Annotated in this window: 17 protein-coding genes and 1 pseudogene; 8 read left to right on the forward strand and 10 right to left on the reverse strand. The window is 69.0% G+C overall.

The window, feature by feature from the left end:
* Nucleotides 1–144 precede the first annotated feature (144 nt).
* The gene (locus KL788_RS09570) at nt 145–1,389 is read left to right on the forward strand and encodes a mechanosensitive ion channel family protein (RefSeq protein WP_293170753.1); all 1,245 of its coding nucleotides are present in this window, start codon (nt 145–147) and stop codon (nt 1,387–1,389) included.
* Here the strand turns inward: KL788_RS09570 and KL788_RS09575 are convergent.
* Together KL788_RS09575 and KL788_RS09580 are read right to left on the reverse strand one after the other, a co-directional pair.
* Entirely contained in the window at nt 1,386–3,983 is a 2,598-nt protein-coding gene (locus KL788_RS09575) for a beta strand repeat-containing protein (RefSeq protein WP_293170755.1), read from the reverse strand. The two genes, KL788_RS09570 and KL788_RS09575, sit on opposite strands and share 4 nt — an antisense overlap.
* 123 nt (nt 3,984–4,106) lie before the next feature.
* Nucleotides 4,107–4,610 carry a DUF3817 domain-containing protein gene (locus tag KL788_RS09580; protein ID WP_293170757.1) on the reverse strand — a complete coding sequence of 168 codons (504 nt, stop codon included), beginning with the start codon at nt 4,608–4,610 and terminating at the stop codon, nt 4,107–4,109.
* Between the two features lie 149 nt (nt 4,611–4,759).
* Here KL788_RS09580 and KL788_RS09585 point away from each other — a divergent pair, with 149 nt between their 5' ends.
* Complete coding sequence (locus tag KL788_RS09585) at nt 4,760–5,560, forward strand: hypothetical protein (protein WP_293170759.1); 801 nt, start codon at nt 4,760–4,762, stop codon at nt 5,558–5,560.
* Nucleotides 5,561–5,576: 16 nt separating this feature from the next.
* Here the strand turns inward: KL788_RS09585 and purQ are convergent, their stop codons facing one another.
* Together purQ and purS are read right to left on the reverse strand one after the other, a co-directional pair.
* Nucleotides 5,577–6,272, reverse strand: coding sequence for a phosphoribosylformylglycinamidine synthase subunit PurQ (purQ, locus tag KL788_RS09590; protein WP_293170761.1), 696 nt, complete (start codon nt 6,270–6,272; stop codon nt 5,577–5,579).
* Entirely contained in the window at nt 6,272–6,544 is a 273-nt protein-coding gene (gene purS / locus KL788_RS09595; RefSeq protein WP_293170763.1) for a phosphoribosylformylglycinamidine synthase subunit PurS, read from the reverse strand. The genes purQ and purS overlap by 1 nt, the downstream gene beginning before the upstream one ends.
* A 96-nt stretch (nt 6,545–6,640) precedes the next feature.
* Here purS and KL788_RS09600 point away from each other — a divergent pair, with 96 nt between their 5' ends.
* Nucleotides 6,641–7,201: a hypothetical protein gene (locus tag KL788_RS09600; RefSeq protein ID WP_293170765.1), complete on the forward strand. Its 561-nt coding sequence runs from the start codon at nt 6,641–6,643 to the stop codon at nt 7,199–7,201.
* Nucleotides 7,202–7,216: 15 nt separating this feature from the next.
* Nucleotides 7,217–7,702 (forward strand): annotated as a pseudogene (locus KL788_RS09605) (mechanosensitive ion channel family protein); the annotation flags it as partial.
* Here KL788_RS09605 and KL788_RS09610 read toward each other — a convergent pair.
* The 6 genes from KL788_RS09610 to purD all read right to left on the reverse strand — a co-directional run bounded on the left by KL788_RS09610 (nt 7,648) and on the right by purD (nt 13,179).
* Nucleotides 7,648–8,331, reverse strand: coding sequence for a nucleoside/nucleotide kinase family protein (locus KL788_RS09610; RefSeq protein WP_293170767.1), 684 nt, complete (start codon nt 8,329–8,331; stop codon nt 7,648–7,650). The pseudogene KL788_RS09605 and the gene KL788_RS09610 overlap by 55 nt on opposite strands.
* Entirely contained in the window at nt 8,328–9,089 is a 762-nt protein-coding gene (locus tag KL788_RS09615) for an SGNH/GDSL hydrolase family protein (protein ID WP_293170769.1), read from the reverse strand. Before KL788_RS09615 ends, KL788_RS09610 begins: the two co-directional genes overlap by 4 nt.
* 60 nt (nt 9,090–9,149) lie before the next feature.
* Nucleotides 9,150–9,941, reverse strand: coding sequence for an SGNH/GDSL hydrolase family protein (locus tag KL788_RS09620; protein ID WP_293170771.1), 792 nt, complete (start codon nt 9,939–9,941; stop codon nt 9,150–9,152).
* Nucleotides 9,942–10,015: 74 nt separating this feature from the next.
* Nucleotides 10,016–10,909: a VOC family protein gene (locus KL788_RS09625; protein ID WP_293170773.1), complete on the reverse strand. Its 894-nt coding sequence runs from the start codon at nt 10,907–10,909 to the stop codon at nt 10,016–10,018.
* 141 nt (nt 10,910–11,050) lie between these two features.
* Nucleotides 11,051–11,932, reverse strand: coding sequence for a phosphoribosylaminoimidazolesuccinocarboxamide synthase (locus tag KL788_RS09630; RefSeq protein ID WP_293170775.1), 882 nt, complete (start codon nt 11,930–11,932; stop codon nt 11,051–11,053).
* Nucleotides 11,932–13,179, reverse strand: coding sequence for a phosphoribosylamine--glycine ligase (gene purD / locus KL788_RS09635; protein ID WP_293170777.1), 1,248 nt, complete (start codon nt 13,177–13,179; stop codon nt 11,932–11,934). The genes KL788_RS09630 and purD overlap by 1 nt, the downstream gene beginning before the upstream one ends.
* A 36-nt stretch (nt 13,180–13,215) precedes the next feature.
* Between purD and KL788_RS09640 the strand changes: the two genes are divergently transcribed.
* The 4 genes from KL788_RS09640 (at nt 13,216) to KL788_RS09655 (ending at nt 17,729) form a co-directional block, all read left to right on the forward strand.
* The gene (locus tag KL788_RS09640) at nt 13,216–13,572 is read left to right on the forward strand and encodes a sterol carrier family protein (protein WP_293170779.1); all 357 of its coding nucleotides are present in this window, start codon (nt 13,216–13,218) and stop codon (nt 13,570–13,572) included.
* A gap of 37 nt (nt 13,573–13,609) precedes the next feature.
* The gene (locus tag KL788_RS09645) at nt 13,610–13,930 is read left to right on the forward strand and encodes a hypothetical protein (RefSeq protein WP_293170781.1); all 321 of its coding nucleotides are present in this window, start codon (nt 13,610–13,612) and stop codon (nt 13,928–13,930) included.
* 149 nt (nt 13,931–14,079) lie between these two features.
* On the forward strand, nt 14,080–16,050 hold the full coding sequence (locus KL788_RS09650) for a choice-of-anchor G family protein (protein WP_293170783.1): 1,971 nt from the start codon (nt 14,080–14,082) through the stop codon (nt 16,048–16,050).
* A gap of 110 nt (nt 16,051–16,160) precedes the next feature.
* On the forward strand, nt 16,161–17,729 hold the full coding sequence (locus tag KL788_RS09655; protein WP_293170785.1) for a sigma-70 family RNA polymerase sigma factor: 1,569 nt from the start codon (nt 16,161–16,163) through the stop codon (nt 17,727–17,729).
* Nucleotides 17,730–17,737 lie beyond the last annotated feature (8 nt).

Consider the following 17,737-nt stretch of genomic DNA (forward strand, 5'->3'; position numbering starts at 1 on the left):
GCGACGCCGACCACGACCAGTGCGACGCCGAGGAGCCGCCCATGAACGCCCGCATGATCTGGATGTACGCCCTCATCGGTCTGCTCGTCTTTCTGGGCGCGATGTTTCTCGGCGCAGCGCTGAATCAGTGATCGGCTGATCACCGTGGCGCGTCTCGTGGGGGCGATCGATGACGAGTTCGTCGAGCTCGCCGATGTCGAGCTGAGGGTCTGGTTCGAGTTGCTGCTGGTCGCCGGCATCGCCGTCGGCGTGGCTCTGTTGCTCATGCTCGTCGTCGAGCTTGTTGTGCGCGTGCTCGCGCGCCGCCGGTCGTGGGCTGCGCCTCTCGCACGAGAAGTGCGCCCCCCGCTGCGCCTGCTGCTGCTCGTCTCGGGTCTGTGGGTGGCGATCGACTTCGCGGCGCCGATCACGCGGCTGTCAGAGATCGCCGAGCGAGTGCTGCTGATCGGCACGATCGGCCTCTTTGCCTGGCTCCTGGTGGAGGCGGTCGACTTCGGCTTCACGTCAGCGCTCTCGCGTTACCCGGCCGATGTCGCGAGCAACCGTGCGGCGCGACGGGCGCGCACGCAACTGGAGTTTCTGCAACGGTTCTCGCTCGTCATCATCATCGTCGTGGCCGTGAGCGCAGCGCTGCTGACCTTCCCGCAGATGCAGGCGATGGGAGCCAGCTTGCTGGCTTCAGCCGGCCTCGCCGGTATCGTCGCGGGCATCGCCGCCCAGTCGACTCTCGCCAACGTCTTCGCCGGCTTTCAGATCACCTTCAACGATGCGGTGCGCGTCGACGACATTGTGATTGTCGAGGGCGAGTGGGGCCGCATCGAAGAGATCACGCTGACCTACGTGGTCGTGCGCATCTGGGATGATCGGCGCCTCGTCGTGCCGTCGACCCACTTCACGACCCAGGCGTTTGAGAACTGGACACGCACCGGCAGTGAGCTTCTGGGTTCGGTCGAGTTCGATCTCGACTGGCGCGTCAGCCCCGGGGCCATGCGCGATCATCTCGCCACGCTGCTGGAGAAGACCCCCCTGTGGGACACGCGCGTGTCGGTGCTGCAGGTCTCTGACGCGCTGGGCGGCATGGTGCGAGTGCGCATTCTCGTGAGCGCTGCCGACGCCGGGGCACTCTTCGATCTGCGCAATTATCTGCGCGAAGAGTTCGTCGAGTGGGTGCAGGTCGAGAGCCCCGCGTCGATGCCCCGCACGCGCGTCGTCATGCCCGACACCGACAGTGCGCCGACCATCGACCCTGCCGACGAGTCAGCACGCGAGCAGCTGTTCAGCGGCACCCCCGAGGCTCAGCAGCGAGCGCAGCAAATGATGGCGCCGTCGGCCGACCCCGATGCCCCGGCCCGTTCGGGCGGAACGTCTCGACCTGAAGCCCCCGCTTAGACCACTGCGCGACGTCGCGCGAGCAGCAGCACTGCTCCGAGCGTCAGGAGGAGCCCTGCCAGCCCGAGCGGCACAGCGGGGTCTGCGCCGGTAGCAGCGAGATCGCTTGCGGCGATCACGGTGATCTCGACCGTCGTCTCGAATCCGTCGTAGCTCGCGGTGATGGTGTGCACGCTTGCGGTCGGAAAGCTCACCGTGTTGCCGTCGATGACGTCAGTGGCGACATCGCTCGTCAGCACGACCTCGCCGGGCACCGGGAAGGGGTTGCCGTAGGGGTCAAGAAGGGCGAAGTCGAACGTGATCGAACCGCCCTCATTGACCGTGGTCGCCGACGGCGTCGCCTCGAGGCCGTCGGGGTTCGCGGTGTCAGCGAGCACCGTGATCATCGTCGTTCCGGTCTTCGCAGAATCGGAATCGAGCGTCGCGGTGATGAGACGCTCGCCCGCCAGCGTGAACTCGATGAGCCCGTCTGTCTTCGTCGTGACGATGTCGCTCGCTTCGCCGGTGGTGACTGTTGAGACCGAGGTCACGTCGAGGTCGCCGTCGCTGCGATCCTGAATGAGAAACTCGATGTCGCCGCCCGCTGTGACCGTATCCGTCGCGGGGATGACCGCGAGGGGGTCAGTGGTCCACTGGGCGTACAGCGTACCCCCGGCGGCGATGGTGCTCGTCGGTGTCACGGTCGAGCCGCTTCCGTCGCTGACGGTGTTCCAACTGCTCAAGAAGAAGCCGGGTCGCGTCGGGGTCGGCAGCTCGCGCTCACCCGACTGGAAGGTCGGAGCAAAGACCTCGACGGCGTCGATGGGGTCGGAGCCCGCGAAGTTGCCGTCGAACTCGAACCGGTAGCTGTGGTCGAGAACCAGGTTCTGCGGGCCGACCGAGGTGTTCGTGATGATGCCGTTGTTCAGCAGTGTCGCGCCCGACGCGACGCCGACGCTACCGGCTCCGCGCACGACTCCGGTCTCGGTGACCGTCGCACTCTCGCCGGAGAACACCGTCACGAAGGAGTTCGCGGGCAGAGTGAGTGTTCCGCTCACACTCCACGTCGAGGGGTCGCCATTGATGCCTCGACCGATGGCCGGGCCGAACAGTCCGCCGTCTGCAGTGACCGATGTGCCTTCGCCGATCGTGATCGCGGACGAGCCGCCGAGCTCGCCGCCGCCGATTCCCGCCCCGTAGGTGCCGCTGCGGGCGTAGACCGTGGGTGCGGAGACCTCAGAAGTGATGGCGATCGTGCCGCCGCCACCGCCACTGAAGAAGCCGTCGCCGCCGCCGATGCCCGCGGCCTTCTCTCCTCCGTAGGCGTTGACCGTGCCGCCATTGATCGAGATGTCGCCGCCGTTGCCGCGGTTGCCTCCGCCGATGCCGGCGGCTTGCTCTCCACCGTAGGCGTTGACGGTGCCGCCGTTGATCTCGACGATCCAGCCGCTCACTCGATCACCGCCGCCGATGCCCGCGCCACCACCCGAGCCGCGCGCGGTCACGGTGCCGCCGTTGATCGTGATGGTGCCGCCGGCGGCCTCGGTGCCCGTGACGATTCCGCTCTGGCCTGAATTGTTCAGGCTCGCGTCGCCGCTGCCGATGCCGGCAGAGCCCGTGTAGTTGGTGCCGACGCGCGTGGCATTCGCCGTGATGGTGCCGCCATTGATCGTGATGGTGCCGCCCGCACCCCGCTCGCCGCCACCGATGGCAGCACCGGTGTCGTCGGCGACAGCTGTCGTCACCGACACGGTTCCGCCATCGATCGTGATGTCTCCACCGGCGCCGCTGCGGCCGCCGCCGATGCCCGCGGCATAGCGACCGGTGACCACGGTGACCGTGGTCGTGGCGCCGCTAATGCTGATGGTGCCGCCGTCTTGCAAAAACCCTCCGCCGATGCCCGCGCCGCTGCCACCGCCGACCGCCGTGACTGATCCCCCCGAGATCGTGGTAACCCCGCCGTCGAGAGTCGAACCGTTGCTGCCGCCGATGCCTGCGCCCACCGAGCCGCCCGTCGCCGAGACGGTACCTCCGGTGATCGTCACGGTGCCGCCGCCGCCGTCGGCACCCCCGCCGATGCCCGCCGCGTATCCGGTGCCGCCGAAGAAGATGCCTGAGTTGCGTGCGGTGACCGCTCCGCCGTTGACGACCAGGGTGCCGCCGCTCGCGCCGTCGTCTCCACCGATGCCCGCGCCGAGGTTGCCCCCGTCGGCCGTGATCGTGCCGCCATCGATGGTGAGCGTGGCACCGGTGTTCTCGAAGCCCGCGTCGGCGTCTGCCGTCGCCTCTGCGATCCAGGTGCCACCCGAGCCGCTATCGGTCACCGTGAACGACACGCCCGTGGCAAGCGAGACCGCGTCGGTCGCCAGGTCGAATCCGGCCAGGTCGAGCGTGGCGTTCTCTGGCACGGCGAGAGTGCTGGCCGGTGACGAAATGTCGGCGGTCAGCTCGACATCGTTGCCGGCAGCGAGCTGCGACTCGAGGGCCGCGAAGTCAGAGACTCCCACAGCCGAGGCGGGTGAGGCCGGCAGAACCACGAGGCCACCCACCACGAGCGCGAAGGCAGCGGTCGTTGCTGAAAGCGTGAGCGGGCGGCGGCGTGACGAGCGAGTCATGAGATTCCGTATGGGTATGCGCAACGACGGCGAAATGAGAAAGGCCAGTTCGACACTACCCAAAAAGTGAAACCTGGCGTATCACCCCCGTTCGGGGTGATGACGTCTCGCCCCGTTGGGGGTCTACGACTTCGGAATCGGAGGCCCCAGCGCCAGCAGCACCGTGAAGAGCACCACGACCGCGAGCAGAATCAGTGCGGCGAGCAGGTACGGGTGGTTGAGCATCCACCGCACCAGCCGGTCGAACCAGCGCTGATCACGCGGGTCGTCCGTCGCCTCGCGGCGCCAGTCGCCCTCGAGCTTGCCGGTGCGGTGCGCCCAGATGTCGAAGGGGATCGTCGCGTAGGGGATGATCGCCGTCACGACCGCGACCAGACCGAGGCCGACGCTCCAGCGCTGGTTGATCGCTGTCAGCACTGCCGTCGCGCCGTAGGCGAGGAACACGAAGCCGTGGATGCTGCCGCCGATGGTGACCGCAATGTCGAGCCCCGCCGTGGCGCGAAGAATGAGGCCTGTGATGAGCAGGGTCCAGGTGATCGCTTCGGCGATCGCGACGATGCGGTAGAGCTTCTTCGGAGTGAGGCCTGCGGCCCTCGAGGGCGGCGCGGTGAGGCGGGGCTCGGTCATGGGTCTATTTCATCACCTTGCGCGCGGGCGAACCGTGTGGAAGCATCACCAACCACAACTCAACGGCTCTGTCATGGCTTTCGTGCAACCGCGTCGCAGCGAGCAACTCTTCCGCTGGCGCGTGTGCGCCCTTCTTTTTGAGGTGACCCATGACTGATTCTGTTTCCCCCTACTCTGCTGACTTCGAGCGCCTGTCTTCAGCGCTGACGGCGGCGGTGCGCGAGCATCCGGCCCTTGCTGGCCTCGCCCTGCTCGGCTCCGGCTCGCACGACGCCGCAGCGCGGCGCGACGAGTGGTCTGATCACGACTTCTTCGCTATCGCGGCGCCCGGCGCTGCTGCCGTTGCCCGCCGCGACCTCGACTGGCTGCCCGATCAGGAACGGCTGGTGCTCACGGCACGAGAAGGCGAGCTCGGCTTCGTTGCGGTCTACGACGACGGCCATGTCTTCGAGTTTGCCGTCGCCGAACCGGGCGAGCTCGCGGGCGCGCTCGCCGAGGAGGCGACCGTCACCGTCGATGACGCCGATGCGACTGTCGCGCGTTTGATCTCTGAGTCGCAGGCTCGGGCCGCCGCCCTTCCCGCTACCGACGCGCTCAACGACACACGCCTCGTGCTCGTCAAGCTGCTCATCGGCACCGGCCGGCTGCGGCGGGGCGAGACGCTCAACGGCGGCCAGTTCATCCGGCAGTGGGCGGTCAAGCACCTGGTGCTGGCTCTGCGTGCGCGGGCGCAGCTCATTGACGGCGCCGAGCCTGCGGGCATCGAGCCGACGCGGCGGCTCGAGGAGGCGTTTCCTGAGATCGCCGCCGACATCGAAGCCGCAATCGCGCAGCCGGCCGAGCGTGCGGCTCAGAGCCTGTTCGAGCTGACGCGCCGGGTGCTCGAACCGGGGTGGAACGAGTTTCCGTCAGGCGCCGCCGACGCGATCGCGCGTCGACTCGGGTGGTGACTGTGCGGGCTGGGCCCTAACTCATGACCGAGGCGGTGAGCACGCTCGTGAAGAAGGTGAGACCGTCGATGCCCGATCGCATCGCGGCGGGCGTGTTCGGGCCGAAGCCCGGTTCGACCGCGTGCTCGGGGTGCGGCATGAGGCCGACGACGTTGCCGCGCTCGTTGCGCAGGCCCGCGATGTCGCGCAGCGAGCCGTTCGGGTTGACGTCGAGGTAGCGGAAGGCCACGAGGCCCTCGCCCTCGAGCCGATCAAGAGTCAGCTCGTCGGCGATGAACCCGCCCTCGCCGTTCTTGAGCGGGATGGTGATCTCTTGGCCCTGGGTGAACCCGTTGGTCCACGAGGAGTCTGTACTCTCGACGCGCAGGCGCTGGTCGCGGCGGATGAAGTCGCCGTGGTCGTTGCGGATCAGACCACCGGGCAGCAGGTGCGCCTCGACGAGAATCTGGAAGCCGTTGCAGATGCCCAACACCGGCATGCCGCTGTTCGCGGCGGCGATGACTTCGGCCATGATCGGCGATCGGGCCGCGATGGCGCCGCAGCGCAAATAGTCGCCGTAGCTGAACCCGCCGGGCAGCACGATCGCGTCGACGCCCATGAGGTCGTGGGTGCCATGCCACAGCGCGACGGGCTCGGCGCCCGCGAGGCGCACGGCGCGTTGCGCATCTCGATCGTCGAGCGAGCCGGGAAAGGTGACGACGCCGATGCGCACTAGCGGGTTTCTCCGGCCACGCCTGCACCGCTGACGTGCACGCTGATGACGTCTTCGATCACGCCGTTGCTGAGCATGTCGGCGGCCAGCTGCTCGACCGTCGCCATCAGGTCGGCGTCGACCTCGCCGTCGACGTGCAATTCGAAGCGCTTGCCGATGCGCACGTCGGCGATGTGCTCGTGACCGAGGCGGTGCAGAGCCCCCGCGACGGCCTTGCCAGCCGGGTCGAGAAGCTCGGCCTTGGGCATGACCTCGACGACGATGGTGGGCACGGCGGCTCCCTGCGCAGTGGGCGAACGATACGAGTTCAGCCTATCCTGGGCGTTTTTCGTCGCGCACCAGAACTCGAACCAGAAGGAGACCCCCTCGTGCTCGAACTGACTGGCTACACCCTGCTCGGCGTCGCAGTGGCGATCGCGCTCGTCGCCGTGATCATCGTCGTCGGCATCATCTCGCTCGCGACTCGCGTCATCGCGCGTCGATGGCCCGGCGTCTATCGCAGCTTCGGGCCCGCCCGCCGACGTCTGCGCGTGCTGCTCTTCGTCGTTGCGACGTGGATCGCCGTGTCGCTGACCCTTCCCGAGCCCGCGTGGCGCAGCACGATCAACCAGGTCTTCACGATTCTGGTGATCGGCGCGAGCGCGTGGCTGCTCAGCGCTGTCGTGCGCCTGCTGTTCGATCGGGTGCAGCGGCGCTACGACATCACCGCCGACGACAACCGCGTGGCGCGACGCATTCAGACCCAGCTCACGATTGTGCGCAGACTCGCCACCGTCATCATCGGCGTGCTCGCGCTCGCCGCCATGCTGCTCACCTTCCCGGGCGCGCAGGCCGCCGGTGCGAGCTTGCTCGCCTCGGCTGGCCTCGTGAGCGTCGTCGCGGGGCTCGCGGCACAATCGTCGCTCGCGAATGTCTTCGCGGGCATGTAACTCGCGTTCTCCGACGCGATTCGCATTGACGATGTGGTCACTGTTGAGGGAGAGTTCGGCCGCATCGAAGAGATCACCTTGACGTATGTCGTGGTGAGCATCTGGGACGAACGCCGTCTCGTGCTGCCCTCGACCTACTTCACGACGACGCCCTTCGAGAACTGGACTCGGCAGTCGGCGCAGCTCATGGGCACGGTTGAGCTCGACGTCGATTGGCGCGTCGACCTCGACGAGATGCGGCTCGAACTCACGCGCATCGTCGAAGCGAGCGACTGGTGGGACGGCCGCACGGCGAGCGTCGTCGCCACGGATGCGACGGGCGGCATCGTGCGCGTGCGTCCTCTCGTGAGTGCGCGCAACTCGAGTGACCTGTGGGACCTGCGCTGCCACGTGCGCGAGAAGCTCGTCACCTGGGTGCGACGTTCGCAGCCCGAGGCACTGCCGATTCAGCGCGTCGAACTGCCCGCACTCGATTCGTTGGCAGAGGTGTCGAGCAGGTAGTCCGCTCGCTCAAGGGTGGCCGCGATCGCGGCCGCGTTGCGTTCGTCGGGGCCGAGCGCCCAGGCGCGCGCCGCATCCGGGTTCTTGCCGAAGGCGATGTGGCGCGCGATGAGCCGCTCGTGCCGGATGGCGTCGTCGAGCACGATGCCGACGCTCAGGTCGAGCAGCGGGGCGACGCGGTGCCAGCCGTGCTCGCGCAGCAGCAGGTAGTTGCCCTCGACGATGACGCACCACCATTCAGGAGCCAGAGCGATCGCGCCGGGCACAGGCTCTTCGACACGCCGGTCGAAGCCCGGGGCACGCAGCGTTTCTCCTGAGTTGTGGAGATCGCGCAGCGACTCGAGCAGGGCGACGAAGGCGTCGACGTCGAAGGTGTCGGGGGCTCCCATGCGGTCGCGGCGGCCGAGTCTCACGAGCTCGGCCTGCGGCAGGTGGAAGCCGTCCATGGGCAGCACGGCCGAGCCGGGCAACCCGGCCGAGAGGGCAGCGGCGACCGTCGACTTACCAGCGCCGGGAGCGCCGGCGAGGCCGACGATGAGGGGGCCGGATGCTCGGGGCCGGGCCGCGCGCATCCGCTCGATCGCCGCGGTGAGGTCGTCGAGCGACTCAAGCGATGCCGGGGGCATCATCGCTGCAGGTCTGCACCGATACCGTGCTGGAACGCGTCGGCAACGATGAACTCGGCCCACTCGCGGTAGCCGCTCGCACTCGGGTGGAAGTCGTCGGTCGCGAAGTGGTCGTCGGCGTAGGGCGGCAGCGGCGGTGTCATGTGAGCGCGCGGGAACCGTTCGAGGGCGCGGCGCGCGCTCACCTCGAGCGACTGCGAATGCAGGGCGAGCGTTGTGCGCAGCGGCTCGGGCAGCAGGCCGAAGCGGTGAAAGGCCGGCAGAGCGCTCATGAGCACCACGGCGTCGGGGTGGGCGGCGAAAGTCACGCGCAGGATGCGCTTGATGTCGCGCCTGAAGGCGCGGTGCGACCGTACCTGCATCGAGTCGTTGGCGCCGAGACTGATGACGACGAGGTCGGTCGGGGCGTTGAGGGCTTCGTCGAGGTGGTCGCGGATGACGTCGCGGGCGGTGGCCCCGTTGCGTCCGCGAGACCGCCAGCGCACGGGGCGGCCGGTGAGCTCGGTGAGCTGGGCGCTCAGATGGCCCGCGAGCGCCACGGCGGCATCGTCGACGCCGACCCCGACGGCCATCGAGTCGCCGAGCACGAGCAGGTGGATCGGGTCGGTGCCGCCGCCGCCCTCCCACGGCCGAGGCGGCTCGGGCAGCAACGGCACGACTCGGCGCAGCCTCACGGTCTGCGGCAACAGGATGGGGGCAAGCGCCAGCGCCACGGCCCGACTGAGCCGGCGGCCGCGCAACGGTCGGGGGCTCGAGGTCATGGGCGCGAGTCTAGGCCTGCGGTGCGATCGAACGACGTGGCCGTCGGCTCGCGCCGCACCTCAATGGTCGTCGAGCAGGCGGTCGAAGCCGACGCTTACGGCATCCTCGACCGCGAAGTCGGCCCAGTCGCGGTAGCCGATCGCGCTCGGGTGAAAGTCATCGCTCGCGAAGAAGCCCTCGGTGTAGGGCGGGGGCGGGGGCGACATGTGGGCGCGCGGGTGGGCGGCGATGAGCGCACGAGCCTCGCGCTCGAGCGCCTGTGAGTGCCGATAGAGGCTGCGCCGCAGCGGGTCGGGAAGCAGCGAGAAACGAAAGAACGCCGGCAGCGACGACATGAGCAGGGCAGCCTCGGGATGCGCTGCGAAGGTGCGCTGGATGATGCGCCGGATGTCGCGGCGAAACGCGTTCGCCGAACGCAGGGCGAGAGCGTCGTTGGCTCCCACGGTCAGAAACACGAGGTCGGTGGGCTCGACGAGGGCGGGCGTGAGGTACTGCCGAACGAGGTCGCCCGCGGTCGCCCCATTGCGTCCGGCCGCGCGCCAGTGCACCGGCCGCCCGGTGCGGACCGCGAGCGCCTCGGCCAGGCGTCCGCCGAGACCGAGGTCGGCGTGGTCGACCCCCACACCCGCGGCAGTCGAGTCACCGATGACGAGCAGATGCAGGGGGCGGGATGCTCGCTCGCCGCCACCCGAGCCGCCCGGGTCGACGCGGCCGTGCCACGGCAGCGGAGCATCCGGAAGCCGCGGCGTGCTCTTGCGCAGTCGGCGCCCCTGCGTCAGCAGCACGGGCCCTTGCGCCGCCGCGATGGCGCGGCTCAACCGCAGTCGGCGCGGGGGTCGGAACTCGCTCACGCCCGGAAGTCTAGGTGCCAGATCTGGGGCACAAGGGCGCTTCAGTCGCGCGGTTCCGCCCGTTTGGGGTGAATCTACGCGCGCTCGAGGGCGGGGGTGAGGCGCAGCAGAGTGCCCCAGGGGTCGTCGAGCTCGAGGGTGCGCCCGTCGTCGCGCACGGCGACTCCGTGGTGCTGCAGGCGCTCGGCAGTGGCGCCGACCTCATCGACCGACGGCAGCACGAGGTCTACTTGGCCGAGGCCCAGGGCAGGCATCCGTCGGCCGGCACCGCTGCTGCGCCACACGTTCATCGCCATGTGGTGGTGGTAGCCGCCCGCGCTCACGAAGATGGCTTGCCCGCCGAACGAGGTGGTGAGGTCGAAGCCCAGCTGGTCGACATAGAAGTGCTGCGCGGTCGCGGTGTCGCCAACGCTCAAGTGCACGTGACCGACGACGCTCGGCGCCGAGCCGTGGGCCGCGAGCGCCTCGTCGGTGAGGTGCTCGCGCAGAAAGGCGTTGGGGTCGAGAAAGAGCGTGCCCATCTCGACCTGGCCGTGCACCCACGACCACTGGGTGCGGTCGCGATCCCAGTAGAGCTCGACGCCGTTGCCCTCGGGGTCGTCGAAGTAGAAGGCCTGGCTGACGAGGTGGTCGGCTGAGCCGGTGAACCGCTGCGGATGCGCCGTCGCGACCGTGTAGACCGCCGCTGCGAGGGCGGCCTGCGTCTCGAACAGGATCGCCGTGTGGAAGAGCCCCGCCTCGCGCGGACCGGCATGCTTCAGGGTCGGGCTGTGGCGCAAGACGACGACGACGACGGATGCTGATGCCACGGTGCCCGCTCGACCGAGCGTCACCACCGACCCTGCGGCGTCGAGCACACTCAAGCCCACCGCGTCGCGGTAGTACGCCGTCATCGCGTCGAGGTCGGCGACGTCGAGGGTCACCGGTCCCATGGCGGTGTCGGCGGCGAGGCGTGCTGAGTCGGTCATGCGGGTGTCAACGTGGGAGCATCCAGCGCCATTCCGTCGCGCGCGTGTCTGGGCCGACGTGCTTGGCCCCAGATTCGCCTCACATGGGCGGAACCCTGACCTGGAAGCGCCCTTTTGCCCCAGATCTGTGGCATGAAGGAGCTAGCCGCAGAGGCGGTCGATGAGCTCGCGGTAACGGGCGGCTGTGCGCTCGACGATCTCGGGGGGCAGCGCCGGAGGCTCGCCCGTGCGATCCCAGTTCGCGGCGAGCCAGTTGCGCACGATCTGCTTGTCGAAGCTGTCGAGGCGCGAGGGGCCGCCAGCCGCGTAGAGCTCGGCGTCCCAGTAGCGAGAACTGTCCGACGTGAGCACCTCGTCGCCGAGGGTCAGCGCACCCGTGGCCGGGTCGGTGCCGAACTCGAACTTGGTGTCGGCGAGCACGACTCCGCGCTCGAGCGCGATCTCGCTGGCGGTCGCGAAGATCGCGAGCGACGCATCCCTCAACGCCGTCGCGACCTCGACCCCGACGAGCTCGACCGAGCGCTCGAAGCTGATGTTCTCGTCGTGCTCGCCCATCGGCGCCTTGAAGGCCGGCGTGTAGAGCGGCTCGGGCAGGCGGTCGCCGTCGCTCAGGCCCTCGGGCAGTGCGATGCCGCAGACGGTGCCCGACTCGCGGTACTCGGCCCAGCCCGAGCCCGTGAGGTACCCACGCACGACGCACTCGATCGGATGCATGTCGAGGCGCTTCACGAGCATGGCGCGGTCGGCGACCTCGACCGGCACCTCGGCCAGTTCAGCTGCGGCGGGCAGGTCGGCGACGGTCGCGAGATGGTTGGGCATGGGCAGTCGAGCGAACCACCAGCGGGTCAACTGGGTCAGCAGAGCGCCCTTGCCCGGGATGCCCGGCTCAAGCACGTGGTCGAACGCACTGACTCGATCACTCGCGACGACGAGCAAGAGCGCAGGATGATCGGCGTGCTCGTAGAGGTCGCGCACCTTGCCCGAGTAGACGTGCTGCCAGCCGAGCTCGGAGAGAGCATCCATCAGACGACGCGCGCCGCGATGTCGGTGCGGTATTGGCCGCCCTCGAGGCCGATGCGGCCGATCGCCTCGTAGGCGCGCTCGCGGGCCTGGGCGAAGTCGGTTCCGGTCGCGACGACGCTCAGCACGCGGCCGCCCGTGGCGACGAAGCCGTCGATCGTGCGGGCGGTAGCGGCGTGCGCGATCGTGACCCCCTCGACCGCGGCCGCCTCGTTGAGACCGGTGAGTGCGCGGCCCGTGATCGGCAGCTCGGGGTAGCCCTCGCTCGCGAGCACGACCGTGACGGCGACATCTGCCGAGAACGCAGGGTGCGGGCGCCCGGCGAGCTGGCCAGTACTCGCCGCGAAGAGCAGCTCGCTCAGCGGCGTGACGAGCCGCGGCAGCACGACCTGCGTCTCGGGGTCGCCGAACCGCGCGTTGAACTCGATGACGCGGATGCCCTTCTCGGTGACGATCAGGCCGCAGTACAGCAACCCGATGAACGGGGTGCCTTCGCGATCGAGCTGCCGCACCGTCGGCTCGGCGACCGTGCGGATCACCTCGTCGACGAAGCCCTCGGGCGCCCACGGCAGCGGCGAGTAAGCGCCCATGCCGCCCGTGTTGGGGCCGGTGTCGCCGTCGCCGATGCGCTTGTAATCTTGCGCGGGGCTCAGCGGCAGCACCGTGTGGCCGTCGCTCAGCAGAAAGAGGCTGACCTCTTGGCCGGCGAGGAACTCTTCGACGAGCACCCCGCCCTGCTGCAGGTAGTGCTCGGCGTGAGCGAGTGCGGCGGCGCGATCGTCGGTGACGATGACGCCCTTGCCGGCCGCGAGCCCGTCGGCCTTGACGACGTAGGGAGCACCGAGCGCGTCAAGTGCCGACACCACCTCGGCGAGAGTGCCGGCGCGCACCGCTCGACCCGTCGGAACCCCGGCGTCGTCCATGACGCGCTTGGCGAAGGTCTTCGAGCCTTCGAGCTGCGCGGCGGCGCCACCCGGGCCGAAGACGGCGATGCCGCGGCGACGAACAGCGTCGGCCACGCCCGCCACGAGCGGAGCCTCGGGGCCGATGATCACGAGCTCGATGTCGTTGTCGACCGCGTAGTCGGCGACCACATCGCCACGGGTCGCGTCGAGCGCCACGGTCTCGACGACCTCGGCGATGCCGGCGTTGCCGGGGGCCGCGGTGATCTCGTGCGGCGCGGCCTCGCTCAGCAGCGCGGTGATGATGGCGTGCTCGCGGGCGCCCGAGCCGATGACGAGAATTCTCACCCGGTCAGCCTAGCGAGGGGGAATAGGGTCGCTGGCATGGGTCGCGCACGCATCGATGAGCAGGCGGGGCGGGATGCTGTGCGCGCGGCGCTCGACGGCACAGGCGAGCGTTCCGACACCGCGACGGCCGTGCGCTACCTGCTGCAAGTGCTCGCTGACGCGAGCCCCGGCCACACCGTCGAAGTGCGCGTGCCGCCGTTCGGCGCGGGGCAGGCGGTCGAGGGCCCGCGGCACACACGCGGCACGCCGCCGAACGTGGTCGAGCTCGACGCCGAGACCTTTATCGCGATTGCGACGGGATCACTCGCGTGGGGCGAGGCGGCGTCGGCGGGCCGCGTGCACGCATCCGGTGCCCGCTCTGATCTGTCGGGGCTGTTTCCCCTCGAGTACTGAACGCCGACCTCTCAGCGCCGTGCGTCAGAATGGGGGCGTGAGCGAGCCGACGAACCCAGCCCCTGAGCGCGCGACCGTGCAGGTGCGGCGCGCCCCGAAGATTCCCGCCTTCATGGTGGTCGGCGGGCTCATCGGCTTTCTCGTCGTGCTCATCATCACGCCGCTCTTTCCCGTCGACCCGCTCGTCGGGCTGCCGGCGCTCATCGGCTACTTCTCGCTCTACGGCATCACCATCGGCGTCGTCATCGGCGCGATCGTCGGCATCGCGCTCGACCGTCGTTCGCAGAAGCGCGCCCGCACTCTCGACGCCGAGCGCGAGGTCGTCGAGCCGCTGCCCCTCGAGGGCGAGCTCGAGTAGGCCAGAATCGCCCCTTTCGTAGCGGCGCGTGCATCGGATTGCCCAACTCAGAACTTTTTCGGCGAATTCGCGTAAGAGACAGATCGTTCTACCGTCTTCCCCTGTGACGGGGCATTCGTCCCGCCACCTCAGGGGAAGGGAACGAGATCATGCGCTCGATTCGTCACGCGACAGCGCCGAGGGGTTCGAGGCCTCGCCGCGCCGGCGCTCTCGCCATAGCCGGGCTGCTTGCCGCAGCCCCTGCCCTGCTCGGGGCATCAGCCGCTCACGCTGACTCGTCGTCTGGCGACGACCTCGTCGCATACGCGCGAGCTCAGCTGCTGGGCGGAAGTGTCGTCGGCAGCAACCTGTCGAATCTCGCCGATCTGCGCGCTGCGATTGCGGCCAACGGCGGCAGCGTCGACGAGGTGGTCGACGCGAACCCGCTCGCCGTTGATGTGTTGCGCTCGATCAGCCTCGAATTGCCCAACGGAGTCGCGCTCGACGTCGGCGAGGGCATCGATGCCGGCGCCGTTCAGCAGTGGGCCGGCGCGTGGTCAGACAGTTCTGCCGAAGCTCACGTGCTGACTCTCGGCGATGCGGGGGCCGTCGACGTGCGGCCGAGCGCTGCCGACGCTTCGGGCTCGGTGGTCGTCGACCTCTCGGCTCTGCTCGGCTCACGATTCGCGAACTCGATCACGTCGCTCGATCTGCGTCTGAGCGCGATCGGTGCGAGCGCCGAAGGGCATGGCGAGGTCGCGACCGGCGACTACAGCCTCGCCGGCGCACAGTTGCTCGTGCGCACGCCTGCGCTCACCGACCTCTCGCAACGCGTGTTCGCGGCTCTCGAACCGGCAGAATCGAGGCTGGCGTCACTCGGCGGCAGTTCGGGGCACATCACCCAGGCGGTGCGACACGCTTTGGGCGGAGTGCTCGGTGGCGACGCGAATCTCGTCGACGTCGATGTCGCGATCGACACCGACCTGCGCTCGGCCGTCGAGCCGCTGCTCACGGCGCGCCTCGATTCGCCCGGCGCATCCGTCGACCTCGAGCGCGGGGCCATCGTGCTCGATCTCGAGACCATTCTCGGCCGAGACCTCAACTCGCTGCCGCCGGGCACCGAACTGCTCAGCGAGTCGGTTCTCGTGCCGGTACTCGATTCGATCACGACCCATGTCGCGAACCTCGCCGATGACGTGGTCGACGTCGTGCGCGAAGCGATCAACGAAGTGCGCGTCGACATTCGCGCGACGCTCTCGCTGTTGACGCCCCAGCAGGGCGACAGCGTCGAGACGTGCGTCGAAGTGCCGATTCTGGGCAACTTGGGCGGTGGCGATGGAGTGGTCGGTGGGCTGCTCGACGGCTTGACCGGCGGACTCCTCGGCGGAGGCGGCGGGCACGGCGGCACGGGTCACGTGACCGAGCCGCTCACCGAGCTGGTTTGCACGATCACCGAGAAGGTGCTGCCCGACCTGCGCACCTCACTCGACTTGCGCATCGCCGGTGATCTGAGCGGATTGGGGGATGCTGATGCCGAGATCGCTCGTGCGACCCTGACGGTGCTCGGCGTGCCCGTGCAGCTCGACCTGTCGGCCGTGCTCGGTGGCATTTCACTGGGCATCGCAGACGCACTGGGCAACGAGTCCGATGTGATCGCGGCCGTGCAGAGTGCGCTGCAACAAACGGTCGTCGAGCCGGTCGCGACCGGGCTGCTGGGCGGCGCGAGCCTCGGCACAGCGCTCGCCGATGTGCTCTCGGTGAAGGTGAACCTGAAGAGCACCGGATCAGATTCTGCTGGCCCCGGCACCTTCTTCACTCAGACCGCCGTGAGAATTGCCGTACTGCAGGGAGCGCTGGTGTCGATCGATCTGGCCTCGGCGACTGTCGGGCCGGGCGTCACGCCGACCGATGATCCGGAAGACCCCGATGGCCCGGGTGGCCCCGGTGACCCGGACTGCACGGGTGACGACTGCGGCCCCGGCGGCCCGATCACCCTCAGCGACGGCGGACCTCTCGCCTACACGGGCGTCAACATCGGCGGTCTGTTGATGCTCATCGCGGGCCTGCTCGCCGCCGGTCTCGCTCTCATGCGGGCTCGTCACGGCAGCTGGGCGCTGAGTCGTGAGGTGCTTCTCGGGTAGCGCCTGCACGGGCGGCCAGACCGATCGGGTGCGGTCTGGCCGCCGCCCACTCCGCCTACCCCTTGCGGGTGGCCAGAATCCGGAGTATCCATGAGAAATGGGGAATTGGGATGGGGATCCTCGATTCGGCTCGCAACGCTGACGGCGTTGCAGACCAGGAATTGCTGCGGCGGTCGCGTCGCGGTGATCGTGCCGCGTTCGGTGAGCTGTGGCAGCGGCACTCCGCCGCGGGAGTCTCAGTGGCGCGAGCCATCACGCACCTCGACCCCGACGACATCGTGGCCGAGGCGTTCGAGCGTATTCTTCGGCTCGTACTCGACGGGCGGGGGCCAACCGGCGCGTTCCGGCCCTATCTGTATTCGACCATTCGCCACGTGGCGGCATCGCAGGGGCGCGCTCGTCATGAGATCGCTGTCGATGATCTGGATGCTCTCATGCCGCCAGACGTCGAAGACGACGTGGCCGTCATCGCCCTCGACAGGTCGCTGACCGCGCAAGCTTTCCGCTCACTGCCCGAGCGGTGGCAGACCGTGCTCTGGTACACCGAGGTGGAGGGGCTCGACCCGCACGAGGCGGCTCCCTTGCTCGGGCTCAATGCCAATGCGACGGCGGCACTGTCGTTTCGTGCGCGTGAGGGGTTGCGCATCGCGTGGCTGCAGGCGCACGTCGAAGACGCGCAAGCCAGCGGCGAATGCCGATGGGCGATGGAGCGCCTTGGCGAACACGAACGCCACAAGCTGAGTGTGCGCGATACAGATCGGCTTGCCTTTCATCTTGCGAACTGTGCGCACTGCGCGATCGTCTCTGAAGAGGTGCACGACGTCGGGGTTCGACTGCGCTCTGTGCTTCTGCCGCTCTTCGTCGGTTCGAGCGCGGCGGTCGCGCTCGAACAGGCCGCCGGCGCTGCGGGCGGAGCAGACCACGCGGCGGGCATGACGGGTGCAGAGCTCGGCGGTGACCCGACAGCGGGAGGTTCAGCCCTGCCCGAAGGTCTCGCCGCGCTGGTCGGTGCCGCGGGAACGGGGGCCGGGGCCGTCGCGTCGAAGGTGGCCGTGGGTGCAGCCATTGTCGTAGCGGCCGCAGCTGGGCCTCTCGCGTCGTCGATGACGGAGGCGGAGCCATCGCCTGTATCAGCCGAGATCCAGACGACCCCTGCCGTCGATGACGCGGGCTCAGCAGGTCGAGTGATCGAGGTCGACCCTCGCGCCCTCGACCGTGACAGCTCCGATGACGTCACTGAGAGCATCCCGTTGCCCACCGAGACCGCTACGGGCGCCAGCGAGGTCGTCGACGGCATCATCGACACGATCACCGGGGGCGAGCCTCCGGCCGGGCACACCGCGCCGGGCGGCATCGTGGGCGCCGACCTCGACCTGCAGCTGACCGGCACCGCGACTCCCGGTGCGCACCTCTCGCTGCAGACGGCCGGTCAGGTCTACGCGACGACGACGGTGCGCAGCAATGGCACCTTCACGATTGCTGCGACCGCCGTGCCCGGCGGGCTGTCGTCGCTCGAACTCGTGCAGACCATCGACGAGGGCTACCTCGCAGGGCTGCTGCCCGAGGGCGGGCTGCTGGGCGGTCTGGTCGGCGACCTCGACGCCCTGGTTCAGCAGCTCGTGAAGCCCATCGTGCTCGGCTCGAACGACTCGAGCATCACGATCGTGCTCGTGCAGTAGCCGGCGTG

The sequence above is a fragment of the Microcella sp. genome (assembly GCF_019739195.1).
Taxonomy (GTDB): Bacteria; Actinomycetota; Actinomycetes; order Actinomycetales; family Microbacteriaceae; genus Microcella.